Source organism: Verrucosispora sp. WMMD573 (assembly GCF_027497175.1).
In the GTDB taxonomy this organism is placed as follows: Bacteria; Actinomycetota; Actinomycetes; order Mycobacteriales; family Micromonosporaceae; genus Micromonospora.
Window position 1 is genome coordinate 3,395,664 of the sequence record NZ_CP114901.1, and the last position, 20,514, is coordinate 3,416,177.

20 protein-coding genes and 1 riboswitch are annotated in these 20,514 nt (G+C 70.7%); of the genes, 12 read left to right on the forward strand and 8 right to left on the reverse strand.

The window, feature by feature from the left end; translation table 11 throughout:
* Positions 1 to 44: 44 nt before the first annotated feature.
* Together pseI and O7601_RS15605 are read right to left on the reverse strand one after the other, a co-directional pair.
* A complete protein-coding gene (gene pseI, locus O7601_RS15600) occupies positions 45 to 1,097 on the reverse strand; it encodes a pseudaminic acid synthase (protein WP_281566935.1) in 1,053 nt (350 codons plus the stop codon).
* Positions 1,088 to 2,212 carry a glycosyltransferase gene (locus O7601_RS15605; RefSeq protein WP_281561860.1) on the reverse strand — a complete coding sequence of 375 codons (1,125 nt, stop codon included), beginning with the start codon at positions 2,210 to 2,212 and terminating at the stop codon, positions 1,088 to 1,090. The genes pseI and O7601_RS15605 overlap by 10 nt, the downstream gene beginning before the upstream one ends.
* Before the next feature lie 337 nt (positions 2,213 to 2,549).
* On the opposite strand from O7601_RS15605, the gene O7601_RS15610 reads away from it, so the two are divergent.
* The 4 genes from O7601_RS15610 (at position 2,550) to O7601_RS15625 (ending at position 7,146) form a co-directional block, all read left to right on the forward strand.
* Positions 2,550 to 3,938, forward strand: a complete 1,389-nt coding sequence (locus O7601_RS15610) for an acyltransferase family protein (protein ID WP_281561861.1) — start codon at positions 2,550 to 2,552, stop codon at positions 3,936 to 3,938.
* A gap of 99 nt (positions 3,939 to 4,037) precedes the next feature.
* Complete coding sequence (locus O7601_RS15615) at positions 4,038 to 4,682, forward strand: hypothetical protein (protein WP_281561862.1); 645 nt, start codon at positions 4,038 to 4,040, stop codon at positions 4,680 to 4,682.
* Between the two features lie 204 nt (positions 4,683 to 4,886).
* Positions 4,887 to 5,645: a hypothetical protein gene (locus tag O7601_RS15620; protein ID WP_281561863.1), complete on the forward strand. Its 759-nt coding sequence runs from the start codon at positions 4,887 to 4,889 to the stop codon at positions 5,643 to 5,645.
* 277 nt (positions 5,646 to 5,922) lie between these two features.
* Positions 5,923 to 6,063, forward strand: a riboswitch (cyclic di-AMP (ydaO/yuaA leader).
* Positions 6,064 to 6,300: 237 nt separating this feature from the next.
* Positions 6,301 to 7,146: a C39 family peptidase gene (locus O7601_RS15625; protein ID WP_281561864.1), complete on the forward strand. Its 846-nt coding sequence runs from the start codon at positions 6,301 to 6,303 to the stop codon at positions 7,144 to 7,146.
* A gap of 114 nt (positions 7,147 to 7,260) precedes the next feature.
* Here O7601_RS15625 and O7601_RS15630 read toward each other — a convergent pair whose 3' ends face one another.
* A complete protein-coding gene (locus O7601_RS15630; protein WP_281561865.1) occupies positions 7,261 to 7,461 on the reverse strand; it encodes a DUF397 domain-containing protein in 201 nt (66 codons plus the stop codon).
* The gene (locus O7601_RS15635) at positions 7,452 to 8,264 is read right to left on the reverse strand and encodes a helix-turn-helix transcriptional regulator (protein ID WP_281561866.1); all 813 of its coding nucleotides are present in this window, start codon (positions 8,262 to 8,264) and stop codon (positions 7,452 to 7,454) included. Before O7601_RS15635 ends, O7601_RS15630 begins: the two co-directional genes overlap by 10 nt.
* Before the next feature lie 461 nt (positions 8,265 to 8,725).
* Between O7601_RS15635 and O7601_RS15640 the strand changes: the two genes are divergently transcribed.
* The 5 genes from O7601_RS15640 to O7601_RS15660 all read left to right on the forward strand — a co-directional run bounded on the left by O7601_RS15640 (position 8,726) and on the right by O7601_RS15660 (position 12,285).
* Positions 8,726 to 8,974, forward strand: a complete 249-nt coding sequence (locus O7601_RS15640; RefSeq protein ID WP_281561867.1) for a hypothetical protein — start codon at positions 8,726 to 8,728, stop codon at positions 8,972 to 8,974.
* A gap of 32 nt (positions 8,975 to 9,006) precedes the next feature.
* Positions 9,007 to 9,330 (forward strand): hypothetical protein, encoded by a 324-nt coding sequence (locus O7601_RS15645; RefSeq protein ID WP_281566936.1) that lies wholly within the window; start codon positions 9,007 to 9,009, stop codon positions 9,328 to 9,330.
* 137 nt (positions 9,331 to 9,467) lie between these two features.
* Complete coding sequence (locus O7601_RS15650) at positions 9,468 to 10,637, forward strand: DDE-type integrase/transposase/recombinase (RefSeq protein WP_281561868.1); 1,170 nt, start codon at positions 9,468 to 9,470, stop codon at positions 10,635 to 10,637.
* 457 nt (positions 10,638 to 11,094) lie between these two features.
* Positions 11,095 to 11,904 (forward strand): class I SAM-dependent methyltransferase, encoded by an 810-nt coding sequence (locus O7601_RS15655; protein ID WP_281561869.1) that lies wholly within the window; start codon positions 11,095 to 11,097, stop codon positions 11,902 to 11,904.
* Between the two features lie 39 nt (positions 11,905 to 11,943).
* Positions 11,944 to 12,285, forward strand: coding sequence for a DUF952 domain-containing protein (locus tag O7601_RS15660; RefSeq protein WP_281561870.1), 342 nt, complete (start codon positions 11,944 to 11,946; stop codon positions 12,283 to 12,285).
* 2 nt (positions 12,286 to 12,287) lie between these two features.
* Here O7601_RS15660 and O7601_RS15665 read toward each other — a convergent pair whose 3' ends face one another.
* From O7601_RS15665 to O7601_RS15680, 4 genes are all read right to left on the reverse strand, one after another.
* The gene (locus tag O7601_RS15665) at positions 12,288 to 13,985 is read right to left on the reverse strand and encodes a CDP-glycerol glycerophosphotransferase family protein (RefSeq protein ID WP_281561871.1); all 1,698 of its coding nucleotides are present in this window, start codon (positions 13,983 to 13,985) and stop codon (positions 12,288 to 12,290) included.
* Positions 13,986 to 14,019: 34 nt separating this feature from the next.
* A complete protein-coding gene (locus tag O7601_RS15670) occupies positions 14,020 to 15,525 on the reverse strand; it encodes a bifunctional cytidylyltransferase/SDR family oxidoreductase (protein WP_281561872.1) in 1,506 nt (501 codons plus the stop codon).
* A gap of 171 nt (positions 15,526 to 15,696) precedes the next feature.
* Positions 15,697 to 16,497: an ABC transporter ATP-binding protein gene (locus tag O7601_RS15675; protein ID WP_281561873.1), complete on the reverse strand. Its 801-nt coding sequence runs from the start codon at positions 16,495 to 16,497 to the stop codon at positions 15,697 to 15,699.
* A gap of 7 nt (positions 16,498 to 16,504) precedes the next feature.
* On the reverse strand, positions 16,505 to 17,401 hold the full coding sequence (locus tag O7601_RS15680; RefSeq protein ID WP_281561874.1) for an ABC transporter permease: 897 nt from the start codon (positions 17,399 to 17,401) through the stop codon (positions 16,505 to 16,507).
* Positions 17,402 to 17,581: 180 nt separating this feature from the next.
* Here O7601_RS15680 and O7601_RS15685 point away from each other — a divergent pair, with 180 nt between their 5' ends.
* The 3 genes from O7601_RS15685 (at position 17,582) to O7601_RS15695 (ending at position 20,488) form a co-directional block, all read left to right on the forward strand.
* A complete protein-coding gene (locus O7601_RS15685) occupies positions 17,582 to 18,208 on the forward strand; it encodes a TetR/AcrR family transcriptional regulator (protein WP_281561875.1) in 627 nt (208 codons plus the stop codon).
* A 133-nt stretch (positions 18,209 to 18,341) separates the two neighbouring features.
* Positions 18,342 to 19,451 carry a DegT/DnrJ/EryC1/StrS family aminotransferase gene (locus O7601_RS15690; protein ID WP_281561876.1) on the forward strand — a complete coding sequence of 370 codons (1,110 nt, stop codon included), beginning with the start codon at positions 18,342 to 18,344 and terminating at the stop codon, positions 19,449 to 19,451.
* Entirely contained in the window at positions 19,448 to 20,488 is a 1,041-nt protein-coding gene (locus tag O7601_RS15695) for a Gfo/Idh/MocA family oxidoreductase (protein ID WP_281561877.1), read from the forward strand. Before O7601_RS15690 ends, O7601_RS15695 begins: the two co-directional genes overlap by 4 nt.
* Positions 20,489 to 20,514: the final 26 nt, after the last annotated feature.

The window sequence follows — 20,514 nt, forward strand, 5'->3', positions numbered from 1 at the left end:
GTATACCCGCCGGCCGGGAACCGCCACGACGCACCCCGGCACCGTCAGATCAGATCCCAGCTCAGCGCGGTGCCACGCGCCACGTCGGCGGTGAAGCGGCGGCCCAGCACCCGGTCGATCTCCACCGGGGGGAGTCCACCGGCCGGTCGGATCGAGCGGACGTTCTGCACGGTCACCTCGTCGCCGGCGCGTACGTCCGCCACCACGTACAGCGAGCGCCGGAAGCGCAGGCCCTCCTGCTCGGCCGGCGTCGGCCCGACCGCCGTGCCGCCCAGTGCCGCGTACGCCCGCTCCGACTCGACCACCAGGGCGGCCAACTCGCTGGGGTTGAGCGAGAAGTCGGAGTCCACCCCGCCGTCGGCGCGGTCCAGCGTGACGTGCTTCTCGATGAAGCAGGCGCCGAGCGCCACCGAGGCCACCGGCACCCCGATGCCCGGGGTGTGGTCGGAAAGACCCACCGGCACGCCGAACGCGTCGGCCAGCACCGGGATCCGGCGCAGGTTGCTGTCTGCCGGCGGTGCCGGATAGGAGGCGGTGCAGGCCAGCAGGATGATCCCGCCCGCACCGCCGTCGCGGGCGGTCCGCACGGCGGCGTCGATCTCGGCCAGGGTGGCCATCCCGGTCGAGATGACCATTGGCTTGCCGGTGGCCGCGACCAGCCGGATCAACGGCAGATCGACCAGTTCCGACGAAGCGATCTTGTACGCCGGAGCGTCCAGTTCCTCCAGCAGCTCCACGGCGGTGGAGTCGAACGGGGAGGAGAAGACGGTCAGCCCGAGGGCGCGGGCCCGCTCGAAGATCGGCCGGTGCCACTCGTACGGGGTGTGCGCCTTCTCGTAGAGCCGGTAGAGGTTCTGCCCGCCCCACAGCTCGTGCCCGCCGGAGATGCGGAACTCCGGCGTGTCCACGTCGATGGTGATGGTGTCCGGCCGGTACGTCTGAAGCTTCAGCGCGTGCGCGCCACTGGCCGCCACGGCATCCACGATGGACAGGGCGCGGTCCAGGTCTCCGTTGTGGTTGCCGGACATCTCGGCCACCACGAAGGGGCGCTCTCCGGCGCCGACCAGATGCGACCCGATCTTGAACGTCATTCCGATCCGTTTCCGTGCGTGCTTACCAAGGTGCGGTCCTGGGCCGGGCTGCCCGGTGCCGGGGCCGACCCGCCTGTCGCGGGATCCCCGCCGGTGCTGCCGCGGAGCCGGCCGGCGAGCCGATGGGCCCGCCGCAGCGCCGCGTACGCCAGGTAGCTGTCGCGGCCGACCAGCCGGTGCTTGAGCCCCGACACTCCGCCTGGTCGGGGGTAGCCGCCGCGGGGCAGGTACGTGCGGTAGTGCGCGGCGACCCGACGGAAGAAGTCCCGGCGCAGGTGCGGATGCAACCGGTCGTCGTTGCCGACCACCACCAGGAAGTGGTTCACCATCAGGTCGAACAGCTCGGCGTGCCAGCGTCCGTCCGGATGCCGGTGCCGCAGCCAGGCGAAAAGGCGGTCGTACTGCTCGAAGGCGTCGAAGTGCCGACCGCTACGCGTGGAGGTGATCGCTCCCTGGCGGCCCTGACGGTACAGATAGCAGACCCGGTCCAGCACGCTGATGCGCTCCGCGCCGATCAGCAGCGGGTGGCTGAACGGGATGTCCTCGTACCAGCCGGGGTGGAAGCGCAGCCCCAACTCGGCCATGAACTCCCGGCGTACCACCTTGTTCCAGGCGGTGTGCTGCACGCGTAGCAGGTGCGGCCGGTCGGCCAGCCGGACCACGCCGGGGATCGCGCGCAGCAGCCGGCTGCTGGCGTCCACCTCCTCGCGCCCGCACTCGTGCACCCGCAGGTGGTCGACCATCATCACGTCGGGGCGGTCCGCTCGTAGCCGGTCCAGCACGGCCGGGATCGTGCCGGCCGGCAGCCAGTCGTCGCTGTCGACGAACCAGACGTACCGGCCGGTGGCCACGTCCAGGCCCGCGTTGCGGGCCGGTCCGAGGCCGACATTGCGGTCCAGGTGCAGGACGCGCAGCCCGGGATGCTCGGCGGCGTACCCGCGCAGCAGGTCGCCGCACCGGTCCGGCGAGGCGTCGTCGACGGCGATCACCTCGACCTGAGCCGCCTCGGCAGGCGGGATGTCGCCGTGGATGGAGTCCAGGCACTGGCGCAGGTACGCCTCGACGCCGTAAACCGGCACGACGATGCTCAGCAGCGGCGTTGGCGTCGGCGGTGTGACCACCCGGAAACCTTCGGCCATCCGGGTTGACGAACCTGGAACCTGACGTGGCCGCGCACGGTGGAGTTTTTGAACAGCCGATGAGTGCCAGGTTAACGAGGGGGCACCTGTCCGACTGGAGGGCTGCCGGTGATCGATCTGGACAAATGTCGCAGCAGGCGTTGCTCCGGAGTGCGGCGGGGCGGCCGAGCCAGGCAGTTGCCTGCCAGCTACCCGAGGTAGGGTGCCCGGCGGGCCGCGCCGACCGGTTGCCTCCACGGGAGAACGGCTCCTGCCGTCATTCCGGCGGCCACGAGGAGATTGGCGTACGAGTGACGGGGTCGACAACCGGGAGGTGGGCATGACGAGCACGTCCCTCGCGCCGTCGGCGACCACCCCACGCGAGCGTACGGACGCGGACCGTCTGCCGTCGCTGACCGGGCTGCGGTGGATCGCCGCGCTGCTGGTCTTCGGTTTCCACGCCGGCACCATGCGCATCATCGCCGATCCCGGTCCGCAGGCGGTGGTGGGCGAGATCTTCACCCTGGGCCTGTCCGGGGTGCAGTTCTTCTTCATCCTCAGCGGCTTCGTGCTGGTCTGGTCCGCGCGGCCTGGTGCCTCCCGGCGCCGGTTCTGGCGGCGTCGGTTCGCCAAGATCTATCCCAATCATCTGGTGCTGTGGGCGCTGGCCATGCTGGCGATGCTCTGGTTCGCCGATCCGATCAACCCGGTGGCGGCGCTGGAGAATCTCCTGCTGGTGCAGGCCTGGGATCCGCGGCCGGGCCACTTCTACAGCATCAACAACGTCAGCTGGTCGCTCTCCTGCGAGCTGTTCTTCTACCTGTGCCTACCGCTGGTGCTGCCGGCGGTGCGACGGGCCCGACCGTGGCTGCTGTGGGCTGTCGTGATCGCGGTGCCGCTGCTCATCCTGGCGCTCTGGCCCGGGCAGGCTCTGGTTCCGGAGCCGGATCGGTGGTGGTTCACCCAGGTCTTCCCGCTGGTTCGTTCGCTGGAGTTCTGGATGGGCGTGGCCGCGGCCGAACTCATGCTGCGGGGCCGCTGGCGGGGGCCCCGGCTCCCGGTGGCCAGTCTGATCTTCGTCCTGACCTGGGTGGCGGCCTCCCAGTGGATCCGGGCCGAGTTCTGGGCGGCGCTGCTGTCGGCGGCGTACGTCCTGGTGATCGCCGCTGCGGCCGACGCGGACGTGCACGGGCGGCGCTCGCCGTTGCGCTCCCGGACGATGGTCTGGCTCGGCGAGGTCTCGTTCGCGTTCTACCTGGTGCACGTTTTCGTGATCATGACGATCCTGCGGTTGACCGGCGACTGGGGTACCGGCCTGCCCGGCTGGTGGGGTCCGCTCGCGGTGGTCGGGTTCCTGCTGCTCACCCTGGGACTGGCCGCTCTGTTGCACAGGTACGTGGAACAGCCGATGATGCGTCGCCTGGCCCCATCCCGACCGCCGCAACCCGGCCCGCCGGACGCGGCGCGTACCAGATCATCGGGCGCTGCGGCGCGACCTGTGTCGCCGGGCGGCGCGGTGCGCTCCGAGTCGCCGGGCGGCGCGGCGCGCTCCGAGCCGCCGGGCGGCGCGGCGCGCTCCGGGTCGCCGGGCGCGGCGGGTTCCGAGACGTCGCCCGGACCGTCGGTGGTCGGACTGCCCCGACAGCGGGCATCCCGGGACGGTGCGGACCCTGCCGGCGGCGTTGATCATAGCGGCGACCGTCCATCACGGACGGTAGGTTTGGAGTAGCCTGACCTGCCCGTATCGACGTACCCGGCGACGCGCCGGGCGATTTCGACACGCCCGTGGCTGGTGCGTCCCGGCCGGTCGTGGCGGTAGCGTGACGACGTGCTTCCCGCCGCGCCCGCCCGTCCTCTGTGGTGGTTGGCGCGCTGGGCCGCGCGGCTGTTGACCGGGCTCGCGGTCGCCGCCGCCTTCACCCTCGGCCCCTGGGCACTGCCGGGGCACCCGGCCGCCGCCGACCGGTTCACGGCCACGGCAACACCGATCGAGACCTTCGTACCACCGACGTCCGCCGACTGGCACCAGGCCGCCCCCCTCGACCTGGCTGACACTCGCGGCCAAGCCGCACTGCTCGATCTGGCCGCACCCCTCGATCTGCCCGCACTGCTCGATTTGCCCGCACTGCTCGATCTGGCCGCCGCTCGCGGCCAAGCCGCACCCCTCGACCCGGCCACCGCTCTCCATCTGGCCGTGCCGTTCGATCTGGCCGCCTGCCTCGACCTGGTTGGCCTGGCGACGTCTACTTCGCGGTGTGCCGGTCACTCAGCGGACCCGGCCGGAGGTTGCGCCTCGTCGACCGCGCGGGGCGCCGACGATCCCACCGACCCGGCCGGGGTGTCCGCGACACAGCCGACGGCCTGTGGTCGGTCCGGGCTGACGGCGCTCGGCAGCGTCGCTGCGCGCGTCACGCGGGTGCCGGCGGCCCCGGTCGGGGGCGTCCAGGCCGCCCGCGCCCCACCGCACGCCTGATCTCCGGCGACCTTCCGTCGCGTCCGCACCGCTCGGTGCCGCACCCGCGCCGAGCACCTGCCAGCCCGTTGCGTCAGCCGCGCCGTCGGCAGCTGCCAGAACGAGCGACACCGCCGCGCGAACCCGCAATCGCGCCGCAACGCCATTCGCGATCCGCTGCCGGTACGGCCACCGGCGCCGTACCGATTTCCCCGAGGTGCCGACATGGAGAAGACCGTTCTCTACCAGTTCCTGATCGAGGTGCCACGCGCCGCCGCCATCTGGTCGGGCCTGCTCGTGCTCGCGCTGGGCGTACTCACCGTGCTGGTCGCCCGTCCGGAGCCGGCCGAGCCGGTGGAAAGACCCGCCGACGAGGACGCGCTCCGCGCCGCGACCGAGGAGGCCGACCTGCGCCGATACGCGGACGAGGTGGCGGTCGCGGCAGCCGGCGCCGGGCAGAACGCCGAGCGACGGCGTACGGCGTGGCGGGTAGCCCAGACGGAGCTGGACCGCGCCTGGGCCGCGTACGACCAGGCGGAGGCCGCCGCCCGGCGGCTGGCCGACGTCGCCGGACTGCCGACCCCACGCACCCCCCGAACCCCGGCCGAGTACGCGTCCCGCGAACGCTGGCTGCGCCGGGCTGCGATGGCCGCCCACTGGCGTGGTGACCTGACCGCCCGCCAGCTCAGCGACGTGCTGGCACGCCGGTCGGGCTGGGACCCCCGGCGTCACCCGGCGGAGCAGGAGGTGGTCCTCGCCCGGGTGGTGCGTGACAACCGCCTGGCGGCCTATCGGTCGGCCGCCGAGCGGGAGCGGGAACTGTGGCGGGCGGCGGAACTGGCCGCCGAGGCGGCTCGCGCCCTCTCCGCCGAGGCGTACGCGGCCGCCGAGCGGCTCCGACCGAACCGGCTGCCCGTCTCCGGTCGGGCCACCGTCGGGCGACCCGGCCTGCTCCCGCGCTGGCGTCCGGCTCGCTTCGGCTGAAATTCCGTGAGCTGAGTCACATTAGCCGGAAATTCGGTCACTGATCGTAGGTAAGGCGATTACCGCAGTAATCTCCACTGAGATTTCCACCGGCCGTCCGGTTGTTACCCGAAGGTGCCCGAAATGCCATCGGTCCCATTGGGCGACGGCAGTTCCCCGGTACCCGAAAATCGCCGCCCCAGATGATGTTTAAGCAGGTCAGGGTGGGTTGGCTTCGAGGTGACCGGCCAGTAGTGTCAGCGCGTCCGGTGCGGTAATCGATCGCAGGAAGCGACGCCGTACCGACCCGCTCAATCGTGATCTCACGAACCGGGGACCCACTGCACCACTGGGGTGAATCCGCGAGCCTCGACTCGCGGTAGGGCGTCTTCCCGCCCGAATCCGTCAGCTAACCCGGTCGGCGGTGACGGAAGGAGTACCAACCCTCGTGCAGTCCGATGTGATCCCCCCGTTCCCCCGCCTCCACGGCACTGCGGTGCCCGTGCTCGCCGGCCCGATCGCCGCGAGCTGACCCCCGGTCATCGCCACCGCCCGGCCTTTCCGGGCGTACCCCTTGAACGGCCTGTCCCGCTCACCCGGGCGGTCGTCGGCGCCCTGCTGCCGACCCGACCGCCGGAGCCGGTGTGCCGTTCTCCCCTCAGCCCGTGGAGGAACCGTGAAGCACACCCTCTCCCGCCGGCTCCGCCGGCTGGTCACCGAACGCCCCTATCAGCTCGTTGCCGGCGCTGCCGTGGCCCTCGTCCTGGCCACCGGCACCGGAGCGGCTCTCGCCGGCACCGGAAACACCCCGGCACCCACGCAGGCCACGACCGCCGCCGAACTGCGCAGCGACACGGTGGCCGCGACGAGTCAGGCGGAGGTCGCGCCGACGACCGCCGCACCCAGCAGCGCGGCATCCAGCAGTGCCGCGCCGGCCAGCGCAGCCGCCTCGCCGTCGCCGAAGGCCACCTCGGACCCGGACCTGGTAAGCAAGAAGGCGGCACCGAAGCCGCCGGCCTCGAAGGTTCTGAAGTACGACCACCAGGCCCAGACCAACGGCTACTACTGCGGTCCCGCCGCCGTGCGTAACGCGCTCAGCGCCGCCGGTGTCGCGCGTAGTCAGGACGCCCTGGCCAGCCAGCTCGGCACCACGTTCGCCGGCACCAACTCGGCCGAGGACACCACCCGCGTCCTCAACGCCGTCGTCAAGGGCGACCCGTACGAGACCACGATGATCCGTGGCGGTGCGGCCAGCCCGGCCCAGATGGACCAGCTCCAGGCGGACGTCGTCGCCGCCATCACCGACGGGCGGGGCGTCGTGGTGAACGTCGCCGGTTCCGTCACCGACAACGCAGGCCGCTGGCACTCCTTCCCGGGAGGCCACTACATCGCCGTGGTCGGCTATGAGGACTCCGGCCGCCTGGTGAAGATCGCCGACTCGGCCGACGCCTCGTACCCGTCGTACTGGATCAGCACCATCGACCTCGCCAACTGGGCCGCCACCCGCGGCTACTCGGCCTGATCGCATCGTCCCGCTGCACCCGGAAGCCCTCGGCCCGCTGGCAGAGGGCTTCCGTTTCGGGTACGTCAAGCGGCGGGTCATGCTGGTTGCCGGGTCGACGTAGCTCGGGGTTCGTCAGGCGTGCGCGCGGTGCTGCTTCGCCAGGCCGACGAAGCTCGCCCAGGCCGCCGGGGTGAAGGCCAGCGTGGCGGCGTCGCGGTTCTTGGTGTCGCGGACCAGCACGATGCCGGGCAGGTTGTCGGCGACCTCCACGCAGTCGTTGCCGCTGGAGCCGCTGCGGGTGGACTTGCGCCAGGTCGCGCCGTTCAGATCCATGGCTTCACAACATCCTTCATGCGCTCGATCGACTGGCGGCCGGACAGTGCCTCGTTGCGCACCGTCTCCCACTTCGACAGCAGGACACTCAGGTCGTCGTCCTTGTCGACCAGGACGCCGCCGAGTTGAGTGTCCAGATTACCCACCCAGCCGCCGTCCGCGCTCCTCGCCAGTATGAAGGGGCCGGTCAGTCCATCGTGCATGGCGACGCCGGTGGGCACCAGGTGCACGCTGATGTTGGGCCGGGTGGCCAGCTCCATCAGATGGTGCACCTGCTCGACCAGCACGTCCTTCAGCTCCTCGTCGACCCGCCGCAGCACCACCTCGTCGATCACCGCGACGAGCTGGGGCGGGTCGTCCTGCTCCAGCACCGTCTGCCGGGCCATCCGGTTGGCCAGCCGACGCTCCACCCCCGCCTCGGTCAACGCGGCGTCGGTCCGGATCACCGCACGGGCGTAGCGCTCGGTCTGGAGCAGGCCCGGCACCAGCGTCGGCTGGTAACAGCGGAGCTGCCGGGCGTTGCGTTCGGCCTCCAGGTAGGGCAGAAACCACGCCGGCTGGCGCAGCACCTCGGCGGTCCGCAGCAACTCCTCGAACATGCCCCCGGTCTCCAGGACCTCGTCCGCCCGCTTCGCGTACGGCCGATCGAGCGGGCGGGTGCCCACCTCCACAGCGGACACCAGGGACGCCGAATAGTTCGTCCGCCGACCGAACTCCTCCTGGTTCATGCCGGCGGCAGTACGCAGCCGGCGAAGCTGCGTACGGATCAACTCATGCAGGTCGGAAGGCTGCTCGCGTTCCATGTCCCCTCCACCGGGTCTGTCAAGATCGCCAAGAGGCCGCCCAGCGCCGGATCGGGGCACCCGGACCCCACCGTGGCCAGCGTCGATGCCTTCCGACCGTAGTGCCGTCCTCACCAGACTGTCACGCAACGGGGCCGCTCCCATCCACAGGGGACGGGGCGGTTCTGTCCCGGGGTCGCCCGTGCGCCTTCCCCCGCGTCCGGGCGGCCCCTCCGATCGCCGACTGGGAGGTTGATGTGCGTACCCGGGTTGCCTGGCACCTGTGCCCGACGACGCTGCTGCCGGTGTTCTCGCCGGGGCAGCCGTTACTGCCGGAGTCCTCGCCGAAGCGGCAGGAGCAGCGCGGCTCCCGGCTGCCACCGCCTCAACCACGCATTGGCCGCTGCCCATTTCAGCATGACCCAACGCCGTCGCAGGGCCGACAGGCGTCGCGGGGCCGACAGGTGTCGCGGGGTGGGCAGGTGTCGCGGGGTGGGCAGGTGTCGCGGGGTGGGCAGGTGTCGCGGGGTGGGCAGGTGTCGCTCGGCTGGCAGGGGGACACGGGGGTGCCGGAGGATCAGCACGGCACGTGCCTGCCGCAGCGTCGGCGGGGTACGCACCTGCCGGATTGGATGCGGGAGCCGACCCGGCCGTTGCCGATGCCGCGTCCGGGGCGTCCCGGCTGGCTCACCCCGGGGCAGCAGTGGCGCGCCAACGGGGGCCGGTGGTGACCGCCGGCGGCTCGGGCGCCATCACCAGCCGACTGTTCCCACCCGAGCGGGGTCCACGTCCCCAACGTCCTTACCCCTTTGACGGCGAGGTGCCGCACACCCCGTTACGGCCGATATGGTGCTGCCGCGCCGACGGGCAACCCTGGCCCTGCGGGCAGGCCCGGCTGCTGCTGCGCGTCGAGTACGACGCCAACCTGCCCGGCCTGTCCATCTACCTCGCCGGCCTGATGTACGACGCCATGCGCGACCTCTACCACCTCAACCCCCACAACGCCCCCACCCCCACCACCCTCTTCACCCGCTTCATAGCCTGGACCCGCCGCCAACCCCCTAGCCACCCCGACCACCACGACTAAGCAGCGCAGAACTCGAGATCTTGGACATCTTCCGTTCCTCGTTAACTATTCAGTCCCATGACATCTGTCAGTGATGAAGTCCCGATACATGTGTCAGTTGGTAGGGATCTTGGGCGGGCTGGTACATGGTGCCTGGCATGGCTTCTCGGCGGCATGTCTTGAACCTGCTCGATGCTCAGTTGGCTGCGGGGGTGCGGATCAATGTGGCCGAGTTCGCGCGCGAGCATGGTGTGTCCGTCCGTACGGTGTATCGGCATCAGGCGCGGATCCGGGACGAGGGTGAGTGGCATGCGCGTTCCCGGCGGCCGCACAGCAGTCCGCGGGTGACGCCGCCGGATCTGGATGCCTGGATCTGCAAGCTGCGCGCCGAACTCGGTCTGGACAATGGGGCCGATTTCATCCGTGACGCCCTGATCGAGGTGCACGCCGCTACCGGTCCGGCATGGCGGGTGCCTGCAAGGTCGACGATCAACCGGGTCCTGGCCCGACATGACCTGCTCGAACGGAACCCGGCGAAACGGCCGCGCAGCTCGTTCCGGCGGTTCGTCTACGCCCGGCCCAGGGACTGCTACCAGATCGACGCCACGAACGTTCGGCTCGCCGACGGCAGCCTCGCCGCGGTCTTCGACGTCCTGGACGACTGCACCCGAACCCTCGTCGGCTGTCACGCGACGATCGCGGAGACCGCCGAAGGTGCGGTCACCGCGGTCAGGCAGGCCTTCGGCGAGTACGGCGTCCCCGCGATCGTGTTGTCCGACAACGGCACCGCGTTCACCAGCCGACTCACCCGGCCCGGATCGATCTCCACGTTCGTCCAGTGCCTCCTGGACCACAATGTCCGGCCGATCAACTCCAGCCCCTACCATCCACAGACCTGCGGCAAGGTCGAACGCCACCACCAAACCCTCAAGAAATGGCTGAGCACCCAACCCACCCCCGGCACCCGCGCCGAGCTGCAAACCCATCTGGACGTCTACCGCCGCTACTACAACACCGAACGACGCCACAGCGCCCTACCACGACGCGCCACCCCCGCCCAGGCATGGACAGACGCGCCCAGCCTCGGCGGGCCCGCCAGCCTGCCCCTGCAGACCGACGCCACCCTGCACCGCTGCCTCGTGGACAGCACCGGCGCCATCCGCGTCGCCGGGCACCGCACCAGCGTCGGCACCACCCACGCCGGCACCACCGTCACCGCCATCCGCGACCAAAACCGGATCACCGTCTACCACCACGACGGCCAACCCCTCGGCCACTTCCACCTCACCCCCGACCGGAACTACATCAGCCTCACCCGAGCAGCATGATCAACAACTCATGACACATCTATCGGGACTCCCCCTTGACACATGTCTCGGGACAGCACAGTTCCTCGTTAACGGAAAATGTCCAAGATCTCGGCGGATCGTCGCGGATCCTGTGCGCCAGGTGAAGCAGAGCAAGTGCGCCGTTCCGGCAGGGCCTGTCGCGCCAAGATCCGGGCAACTTCCCTGTTGCTGCTGCTTCGGGCCCGGCTGAGGCAGCAGCAACAGGGAAGTTGCCCGGATCTTGGCGCGGGGGGCGCGGGGGGGCGGGGGCGCGGGGGCGGCGCGGTGGTGGGTGCGGTGAGGGCGGCGCGGTGGTGGGTGCGGTGAGGGCGGCGCGGTGGTGGGTGCGGTGAGGGCGGCGCGGCGGTGGGTGCGGTGAGGGTGGGAACGGCGGGTGGGGGTGATGTGACGATCAGGGTGACATCGGCCTCGACGTTTACACATGTGCGGGGGAGTTATGGGGGAGCAGGAGCCGTACGCGGGGCTGGCCACGACGTTCGACACGGCCGCCGAGCTGTACGAGCAGGCCCGGCCGGGTTATCCGGAGCCGTTGTTCGTCGACCTGGCCGCGACGACGGGCCTGGTGACCGGGCCGGCCAGGGTGCTGGAGATCGGCACGGGCACCGGCCAGGCCACCCGTGGTCTGCTGGCGCGCGGCTGGCAGGTGGTCACCCTGGAACCGGGACGGGAACTGGCCGCGGTGGCGCGCCGCGTGCTCGCCGGTCGCGGAGACGTACGCGTCGTGGTGTCGCCCTTCGAGCGGTGGGAAGCCGGCGACCTCGCGCCGTTCGACCTCGTCTTCGCTGCCACGTCGTGGCACTGGCTGGTTCCGGAGGTCGCCTACCGCCGCGCCGCCGAACTGCTGCGCCCCGGCGGTCACCTGGCCATCGTGGCCACCGAGCACGTGTCACCACCCGGCGGCGACGACTTCTTCCGGCAGGTCGAGCGGATCTACGACGAGGTCGGCATGGGTGACGGGCAGGGCGGGCCGAAACCACCGGAGGCGATCGCGGCCCCCGATGCGGCGGCGATGGCGGGCAGCGACTTCTTCGCCCGTCCGACCGTGCACCGCTACGTCTGGAGTCGCGACTACACCGCCGAGGAGTACCTGACCCTGCTCTCCACGTACTCCGGTCATATTGCCGCCGCGCCCTGGCAGCGGCGGACCCTCTTCGACGGGATCCGGGAGATGATCGCCGCGCGCCCGGCCGGGACGGTACGCAAGCACTACCTGAACACCCTCCAGATCGCCGTACGCCTCGACTGACGGCGCACCCGCTGCGTGCCGCTCTGGCAGCATGGCGACGTGCTGATCTACAAGATCCTGCTGCCGGGCGAATGGGCCGAGTTCCAGGCTGCGGGCCGGTTCGACGGCTCACCGTTCGACCGGGACAGTGGCTTCATCCACTGCTCGTCGCGATCCCAACTGCCTGCCACGGCGGCGCGGGTCTTCGGCGACCAGCCGCAGCTTGTCATCGTCGCGCTCGACGTCTCCCTGCTCGGTGCCGCGCTGCGGTGGGAGGACGCCCCTAACGCTGGACCGTTTCCGCACGTCTACGCGGCGCTGCCGATGGCCGCGGTTCGCGAGGTCCACGAGGTCGCGGGTGCGGCCCGGGTGGACGAGGAGGTTTCCGCCGAGGGCCGGTGACCTCAAGTGGTGGGAGAGACGGGCGCGGCGACCGCGGTGCGTTGCGCCGGTGCGGTCCAGGCCGGGTCCAGTTCGCGTCGGGCGGCGGCCAGGAAGACCTCGGCGTACGAGTCGGCGGGGAAGTCGCCCAGGTAGCGGCTGCGGGTGGCCCAGCGGGCCTCGGCGAGCGGATCGGTGTCGAGCAGCCGGGTCAGCACGTCGTCCAGGTCGGCCATGTCCCGGCTCAGCACGTAGCCGGCGGCGGCCAGCGGGAAGCGTTCGACGAACCGGTCGCCGTCGGTGCCCATGTCGGTCACCGCGTACGGCTTGCCCGAGTAGAGCCAGTCGGAGAGCACCCCGGAGACGTCGGAGACCAGCGCGTCCGCGCGGTTGACGCAGTCGGTCAGGGTGAGCTTGCTCGCGGCGGCACCGTAGAGGTGCGTCCGGCCGGTGCGGGCCCGGTCGGCGGCGAGCAGGTCGTGCAGCCGCGCCAGTTGGCGGGACGAGGCCGGGTTCTGCGCGGTGTAGGGGTGGGCCCGCAGGATGACCGTGGCCCCCCGGTCCAGCAGGCGTCGGAGCAGGGGCTCCGCCACCGGCAGCGAGCAGTAGTCGGCGTCGGCGTTGTGCCCGGTCCAGGTGGGGGTGTAGAGCACCGTCGGGTTCGTCAGGCCCGGCGTCGGCCGCGAACGCACCTCGATCGCCTCGACCTGGGGACGGCCGACCACCACGAACTTCTCGGCGGGAATGTCGATCCCAGCCCGGGCGTACCGATCGATGGCCGCCTCACCGGCGACGAAGATCCGGTCGAAGATGGCCGAGACCGGGTTGGCGCTGGGGGCCTTGTCGCTGTCACCGTGATGCAACTGCACGTGGGTGAGTTGGGTGAACCTGATGCAGTGACTGTTCTTCGCGCCGTGGTTGACGTAGAACGCCACCCGCAGGCTCGGCACCAGCACCTCGTCCATGCTCCGGGTGGTGGGGCAGTAGACCACCGGGGCGGTGGTGGCCGCCGCGATGGTGACCAGGAACTCCGGCTCGCGCACCATCACCACGAAGGGTCGGCCGATCCGTTCCAGGTACGGCAGCCACATGGTGACCTGGTACTCGGAGCCGGGCGGGGCGGAGAAGTGCAGGACGAACTCGGGCTGGTGCCGGCGCAGCGCCCGGGCCACCGCCGACCCGGTCGGGGACGGCCGGAACCGACGCCGGGCCAGGTCGAGGGCGACGGCCGCGGCGGCGCCGCCCACCAGCAGCGTCGCCGCCAGGGCCACGCCCGCGGGCAGCCCGGTCAGCGCGGCCAGGGCCAGCAGACCGAGCAGTACGGCCACCGCGTCGCCGAGCACCGCCGCGACCTGCGGCACCCAGGCGCGTACCGGAAGGTTGGCGGCGCGGATCTCCAGGTTCCCAGCCTGGCGCAGCGGACCGGTGAGCAGCACCAGGCCCAGCAGGACCAGGGCGGTCGCGGCCAGGGCCGGGTCGAAACCGGCGTCGAGTTGACGAGCGTAGCCGACCAGCACCCCGGCCGCGATCAGCGCGGTCTCCGCGACGTTGTCGGCACCGGGTCGCACCCGGCGCTCCCAGACCGTGGCGGCGAGCGCCACCACGGCCAGGCAGAGCCCCCAGGCGGTCGCTCCGGTGAGGGCGACCACCAGGAACACCAGGACCGCCCCACCGGTGGCCAGGCCCCGTGCGGTCAACTTCCGGACCAGCTCACCACGCATCTCGGTGTCGCTTTCGCGGTCGTGGTCGGACAGGTCAGCCGACGGCAGCGGCGCTGGCCGCCCGGTCGGTCTGGGCGGGCACGGCGACGGCGACCGGCGCCTCACCCGGCGGCCGGCGGACGTCGATCACCTGGCCGGTGAGATCCGAGATCAGCACGTCCAGCGACGACTGGGCGACGGTCTCGGCGGCGAGCAGCGTGTGCTCCGGTTCCGCGCCGAACGCCTTCGTCCGCATCGGGGTGGCGGTCCGCTCCGGGTTGATGACGTTGACCCGTACGCCGAACTCCGCCCACTCGTCCGCGAGCGCCTGGGTCAGGTTGACCAGCGCGGCCTTGGTGGCCGAGTAGAGCGCGTAGTCGGCCCGCCCACGGGTGTACGAGCTGGAGGTGTAGAGCAACAGCTGGCCCTTGGTCTGCTGGAGGTAGGGCAGGGCCTGCCGGGCGACGGTGACCGGGCCGACGAAGTTGACCTGGAGCACCCGGTCGATGGTCTCCTGGTCCATCTCGGCCAGCGCGCCCTTCTCCAGGATCCCGGCGGTGACCACGACGTGGTCGATCCGCCCGGTGGCCTCGAAGGCGGTCCGCAACGCGGCCTCGACGTCCTCGGGGCGCTCCACGTGGGTGCCGGTGCTGGAACGGCTGAACGGGAACACCTGGGCGCCGTAGCGACGGGCCAGCTCCGTCAGGTCGTGGCCGATGCCGTAGCTGCCGCCGAAGACGACGATCGTGCGGCCGGAGACCTCCTCGCTGTACGCGCGGTGGTCGGTCAGCCGCGGCACCTTGGCGGCGGCCAGCTGGAACAGCTTGTCGGCCAGGTGCACGTCGACCGGGTGGGTGACCTTGATGTTCTCGTCGGAGCCGTCGATCACCTTGATCGGGGTCTCCGGTAGGTAACGCAGCACCACTCCGCAGTCGTCGGTGGCGGCGAAGTTGGGGTCGCCCTCGGCCCGGCGGTACGCCTCCCGGATGGTGCCGGAGCGGAACGCCTGCGGGGTCTGACCCCGGCGCAGCGTGGCGCGCACGGGGATGTCGGTGATGCACTCGTTCTCGTCGACCTGGATGATCGTGTCGGCCGACGGGATCGCCACGTCCACGGCCGAGTAGGTCCACAGCGCGTTCACGCACTCCCGGACGATCCGGCCGCTGAGCAGCGGGCGCACCGCGTCGTGGAAGAGGATGTTGCAGTCGCCCTCACCGACCGCGTCCAGCGCGACGCGGGTGGTGGCGTTACGGGTGTCGCCACCCTTGATGACCTTGGTGACCTTGCGGAAGCCCGCCTTGTCGACGATCTTCTGCGCCTCGGCGACGTGCCCGGTGGCCATCAGCACGATGATCTCGTCGATCTCGGGCGCGGCCTCGAAGACGGCCAGCGTGTGCTCGATGATCGGCTTACCGGCGATCTTGAGCAGCTGCTTGGGAATGCCCAGACCCAGCCGGGTGCCGGTGCCGCCGGCCAGCACCACCGCCACCGTCCGTGAGGGTCGCCACGGCGTCCGGTCCTCCGACGTGGTACCCGGATCGGTGGTCTGGTCCTGCGTCATTGCCGGTCCTCGCTCTCGGGGGTGCATGACTGTGGTGGGCAGGTGAACGGAAGGTTCCGCCGACGCGGCGACGGAGTGAACCATAACGCGCGGGCCGCGTCGTCCCAACGGGACAACGCGGCCCAAGATCCTGGGCACGCTCGGCGACGTCGCCGCTCGTTCACCCAGACTCTACTTGCCGTTCGTAAATGCCTCGTAAGCCGCCAGCACCTCGCGAGTCGGGCCGTCCATCCGGATCTCGCCGGATTCCAGCCAGATGGTCCGTTCGCAGGTGTCCCGTACGGAGGAGAGCTGGTGGCTGACCAGGAACACCGTGCCGGCGCTCTCCCGCAGCTCCCGTACCCGCTGCTCGCTGCGCTTGCGGAACGCCTTGTCCCCGGTGGCGAGGGCCTCGTCGATCAGCAGCACGTCGTGCTGCTTCGCGGCGGCGATGGAGAAGCGCAGCCGGGCCGACATGCCGGAGGAGTAGGTGCGCATCGGCAGCGAGGCGAAGTCACCGCGCTGGTTGATCCCGGAGAACTCGATGATCTCCGGAAGCTTGCGTCGCACCTCGGCCGGTGCCATGCCCATGGCCAGGCAGCCGAGCGTGACGTTGCGTTCGCCCGGCAGGTCGTTGAGCAGGGCGGCGTTCACGCCCAGCAGCGAGGGCTGCCCCTGGGTGTATACGGCCCCCCGCTCCACCGGCAGCAGTCCGGCGATGGCCCGCAGCAGGGTCGACTTGCCGGAGCCGTTGGTGCCGATCAGCCCGATGGCCTCGCCCCGGTACGCGGTGAACGAGACCCCGCGGACCGCGTGCACCTCCCGGACGTTGGGCGCGGATCTGCGGGTGACCATCCGCTTGAGGGCGGCGACCGCGCTGAGGTTGTTGGTGCCGCCTCCGTGCACCCGGTAGACGACGTGCGCGTCGTCCACCACCACGGTCGGGATCCGTTCCTGGATCCGGGGGAGGGTCACCGTCACATCATTGGACATTTCAAGGTTAACCACGGCCGTACTCCTGTTCGCCACGCCAGAAGTAGAGGTATCCGCCGACGCCTGCGACGAGCGCCCAGCCGAGCGCGATCAGCCAGGTCAGGAGCAGTGAGTCGGTGAGCAGGTGGGTGTTCTCCAGCAGGGAGATCCGGGCCAGCTCGATGTAGACCAGCATGGGATTGAACTGCACGACGGTGGTGGCCCAGCCCGGCAGGTTCTCGGCGAACAGGGTGACGCTGTAGAGCACGCCGGAGCCGTACATCCAGGCCCGTAGGACGAAGGGCATGACCTGTTTCAGGTCCGTTGCCTTCGCGCCCAGCCGGGCCATCACCATGGTGAGCCCGGCGGTGAAGACCGTCTGGACCAGCAACGCCGGCACCAGCATCAGCCAACTCAGGGTGATCGGCTCACCGGTGGCGACCACGATGCCGATCAGCACCACCATCGAGCCGAGCATCTGCTGGAGCTGGGTGGCGGTGATGGCCAGCGGCAGGGACGCCCGGGGGAAGTGCAGGGCGCGGATCAGGCCGAGGTTGCCGCTGATCGCCTGGGTGCCGTGCATCAGGCTGGTTTGGGTGAAGTTGAAGATGAACAGCCCGGTGGTCAGGTAGGCGATGAAGTTGTCCATGCCCCGGGTCTGTTCGAGCACCAGACCGAAGATCAGAAAGTAGACCGCCGCGTTGGTCAGCGGAGTGAGCACCTGCCACAGCTGCCCGAGGCGGGCGTTGCTGAACGAGGCGGTCAGCTTGGCGTGGGAGTACGCGGAGATGAAGTGCCGGTAGCGCCACAGTTCGACGCTGTAACGACCGAACGAGGGCCGCTCGCCGGCCACCCGTAGCCCGTGTCGGGCGGCCAGTTGGGCTGGGGTGAGGCCGGAGTCGGGGTCGGCCAGCAGGTTGGCCATGGGGATGGGCGCTCCGATCTGTCGGGCCGGCGTTATGTCTCGCGGTGAGTGAATCTAGCGTGGGTCAGTGCGGGAGCGCCGCCCCCGGTCGCTGGCTGGACAGTAGTCCGAAATACGTCGGGACGCAACCGTAGCGTCGTTGCGCTACGCTGGCCCGGTGACAGTCGAGAAGAGTCCCAGGTGACGGCCGAAAAGAGGCGCGCTCCGGCCGGTGCGGCGGTGCTCCGGGGTGAGATCACCTCGGCCATCCGTCGGGCCCTCATGCAGGAACTCGCCGCGGTCGGCTACGGCCGACTCTCCATCGAGGCGGTGGCCCGCCGGGCCGGGGTCAGCAAGACCGCGATCTACCGCCGCTGGAACTCGAAGCTCGACCTGGTGCTGGACGTGGTCTCGGCCGCCGCGAGCCGGAAGCTGCCGATGCTGGACACCGGCACCCTCGACGGTGACGTCCGGCTGCTGCTGCTGGTCGTGAGCGGGGCGCTGGGCCACCCGGTGGCGTCGCAGATCATCCCCGACCTGCTCGCCGAGGCGGCGCGCAATCCGCAGATCGCCGGGACCCTGCAGGGCGCGTTGAAGGACTACCAGGACCGGATCGGCAAGATCGTCATCGGGCGGGCGGTGGAGCGTGGTGAGTTGCCCGGCGGAGCCGACCCGCGGATCGCGGCCGACCTGATCGTCGGGCCGATCTACTGGCGGATGGCCATCGCCCGGTCGCCGCTGGACCCAGCCGAACTGGACCGGATGGCGCGGGCCGCCGTGGCTGCCCTGCGGGTGGCCTGCGCCGTGCCGCAGGACGATCTGGCCTGAGCTGCGCGGCGTTCGCCCACCGAATCGTGAACGCCGGCTGGACGCCCCGTGAACGCTCTTCTCGTCGCCCGTTAACGGCGGGCTAGTATCGCTTCCCGAACTCGCGAAACAGTCTTGCAACGGGAGGACCTACATGACGGGGCAGCACCCGGCCTTCATACCGCCAGCCCGCCCGATCATCGGCGAAGCCGAGATCGAGGCGGCTGTCAGGGTGTTGCGCAGCGGCAAGGTGGTACAGGGACCCGAGGTGGCCGCGTTCGAGCAGGAGTTCGGCGAACTCGTCGCCGGCCGACACTGCGTCGCCGTCAACTCCGGCACCTCCGCCCTCCAGCTGACCCTGCTGGCGCTCGGCGTCGGCCCGGGCGACGAGGTCATCGTGCCGTCGTTCTCCTTCGCGGCCAGCGCCAACGCGGTGCGGCTGGTCGGCGCCGAGCCGATCTTCGTGGACATCGAGCCGGGTAGCTTCTGTCTCGACCCGGAGGCGGTCGCCGCCGCGGTCACCACGCGGACCGTCGCCGTCATGCCGGTCCACCTGTACGGCCACCCCGCCGCGATGGACCGGATCATGGCGGTCGCGCAGCGGCACAGCCTGGCCGTCGTCGAGGACGCCGCCCAGGCCCACGGCGCCAGCCTGCACGGCACCCCGGTCGGCGCGTTCGGCACCGCCGGTTGCTTCAGCTTCTACCCCACCAAGAACATGCACTCCCTGGAGGGAGGCATGATCAGCACTGCGGACGCCGGGCTCGCCCGTACCCTGCGGCTGCTGCGCAACCAGGGCATGGAGCAGCGGTACGCGAACGAGATCGTCGGGGCCAACATGCGGATGACCGACGTGGCCGCGGCCATCGGCCGGGTGCAGTTGACCCAGCTCGGTGAGTGGACCGAGCAGCGCCGGGCCAACGCCAAGTACCTCGACTCGAACATCACCGGCATGGTCACCCCGCCGGTGGCGGACGCCGCCCGGCACGTGTACCACCAGTACACCGTCCGGGTCCGGGGCGACCGGGACGCCGCCCAGGCGCGCCTGCACGAGTTGGGCATCGGCAACGCCGTCTACTACCCGACCCCGATCCACCGGCTCAAGCCGTACCTGGACAAGGACGGCGAGCCCGGCCCCTGGGAGCTGCCGGAAACCGAGCGGGCCGCCGCCGAGGTGATCTCGCTGCCGGTGCACCCCTCGCTGAACCCCGACGACCTTGAGCGGATCGTCGAGGCCGCCAACCTCGCCGGGGGTGCCCGGTGAGCGCACGGCAGGGCGGCAAGCTGCGCGCCGGCCTGATCGGCCTCGGCGCGATGGGGCGCAACCACGCCCGCGTACTGTCCGGTCTGGACGGGGTCGAGCTGGTCGGGATCCACGATCCGATCGGTGACCAGAGCGGCCTGCTCCGGGCACCGGTGCTGCCCGACCTCAGCGAGCTGCTGGCGCTGGGCATCGACTACGCGGTGATCGCCTGCCCGACCGCGCTGCACGAGCAGGTCGGGCTGGAACTCGCCGCCCACGGGGTGCCCGCGCTGATCGAGAAGCCGCTCGCGCAGTCCGTCGAGGCAGCGACCCGCTTGGTCGAGGCGTTCGAAAGCCGTGGCCTGGTGGCCGGGGTCGGTCACATCGAGCGGTACAACCCGGCTCTGCAAAACCTGCGGACCCGCCTGGAGGCCGGCGAGTTGGGTGAGGTCTACCAGGTGGTGACCCGACGGCAGGGACCGTTCCCGCACCGGATCGCCGACGTCGGCGTGGTGATGGACCTGGCCACCCACGACATCGACCTGACCAGCTGGGTGACCGGCCAGGAGTACGTCTCGGTGTCGGCCCGGACGGTCTCCCGTAGCGGCCGACTGCACGAGGACATGGTCGCGGTCGTCGGCCAGCTCTCCGGCGGCACGATGGTCAACCACCTGGTCAACTGGCTCAGCCCGCTCAAGGAGCGGTCCACTGTGATCACCGGTGACAAGGGATGCTTCGTCGCCGACACGCTCACCGCCGACCTGACCTTCTACGCCAACGGCGCGATCGACACCGAGTGGGAGGCGTTGCGGGCCTTCCGCGGCGTCGCCGAGGGCGACATGATCCGCTATGCAATTCCCAAGCGCGAACCGCTGCTTGTCGAACACGAGCGTTTCCGGGACGCCGTGGAGGGCAAGGAAAGCGATATCGTCACTCTGCGACAGGGCCTGCGTACTGTCGAAGTGGCCGGGATGGTGCTCCGCTCGGCCTCCGACGGCAGCACGGTCACGTTCGAGGCGCCGCAGGACGCTCCAGCCAAGGACGTCCCCGCCCGCTGAACCGGCGACCGCGGCCCGCTCAGGTG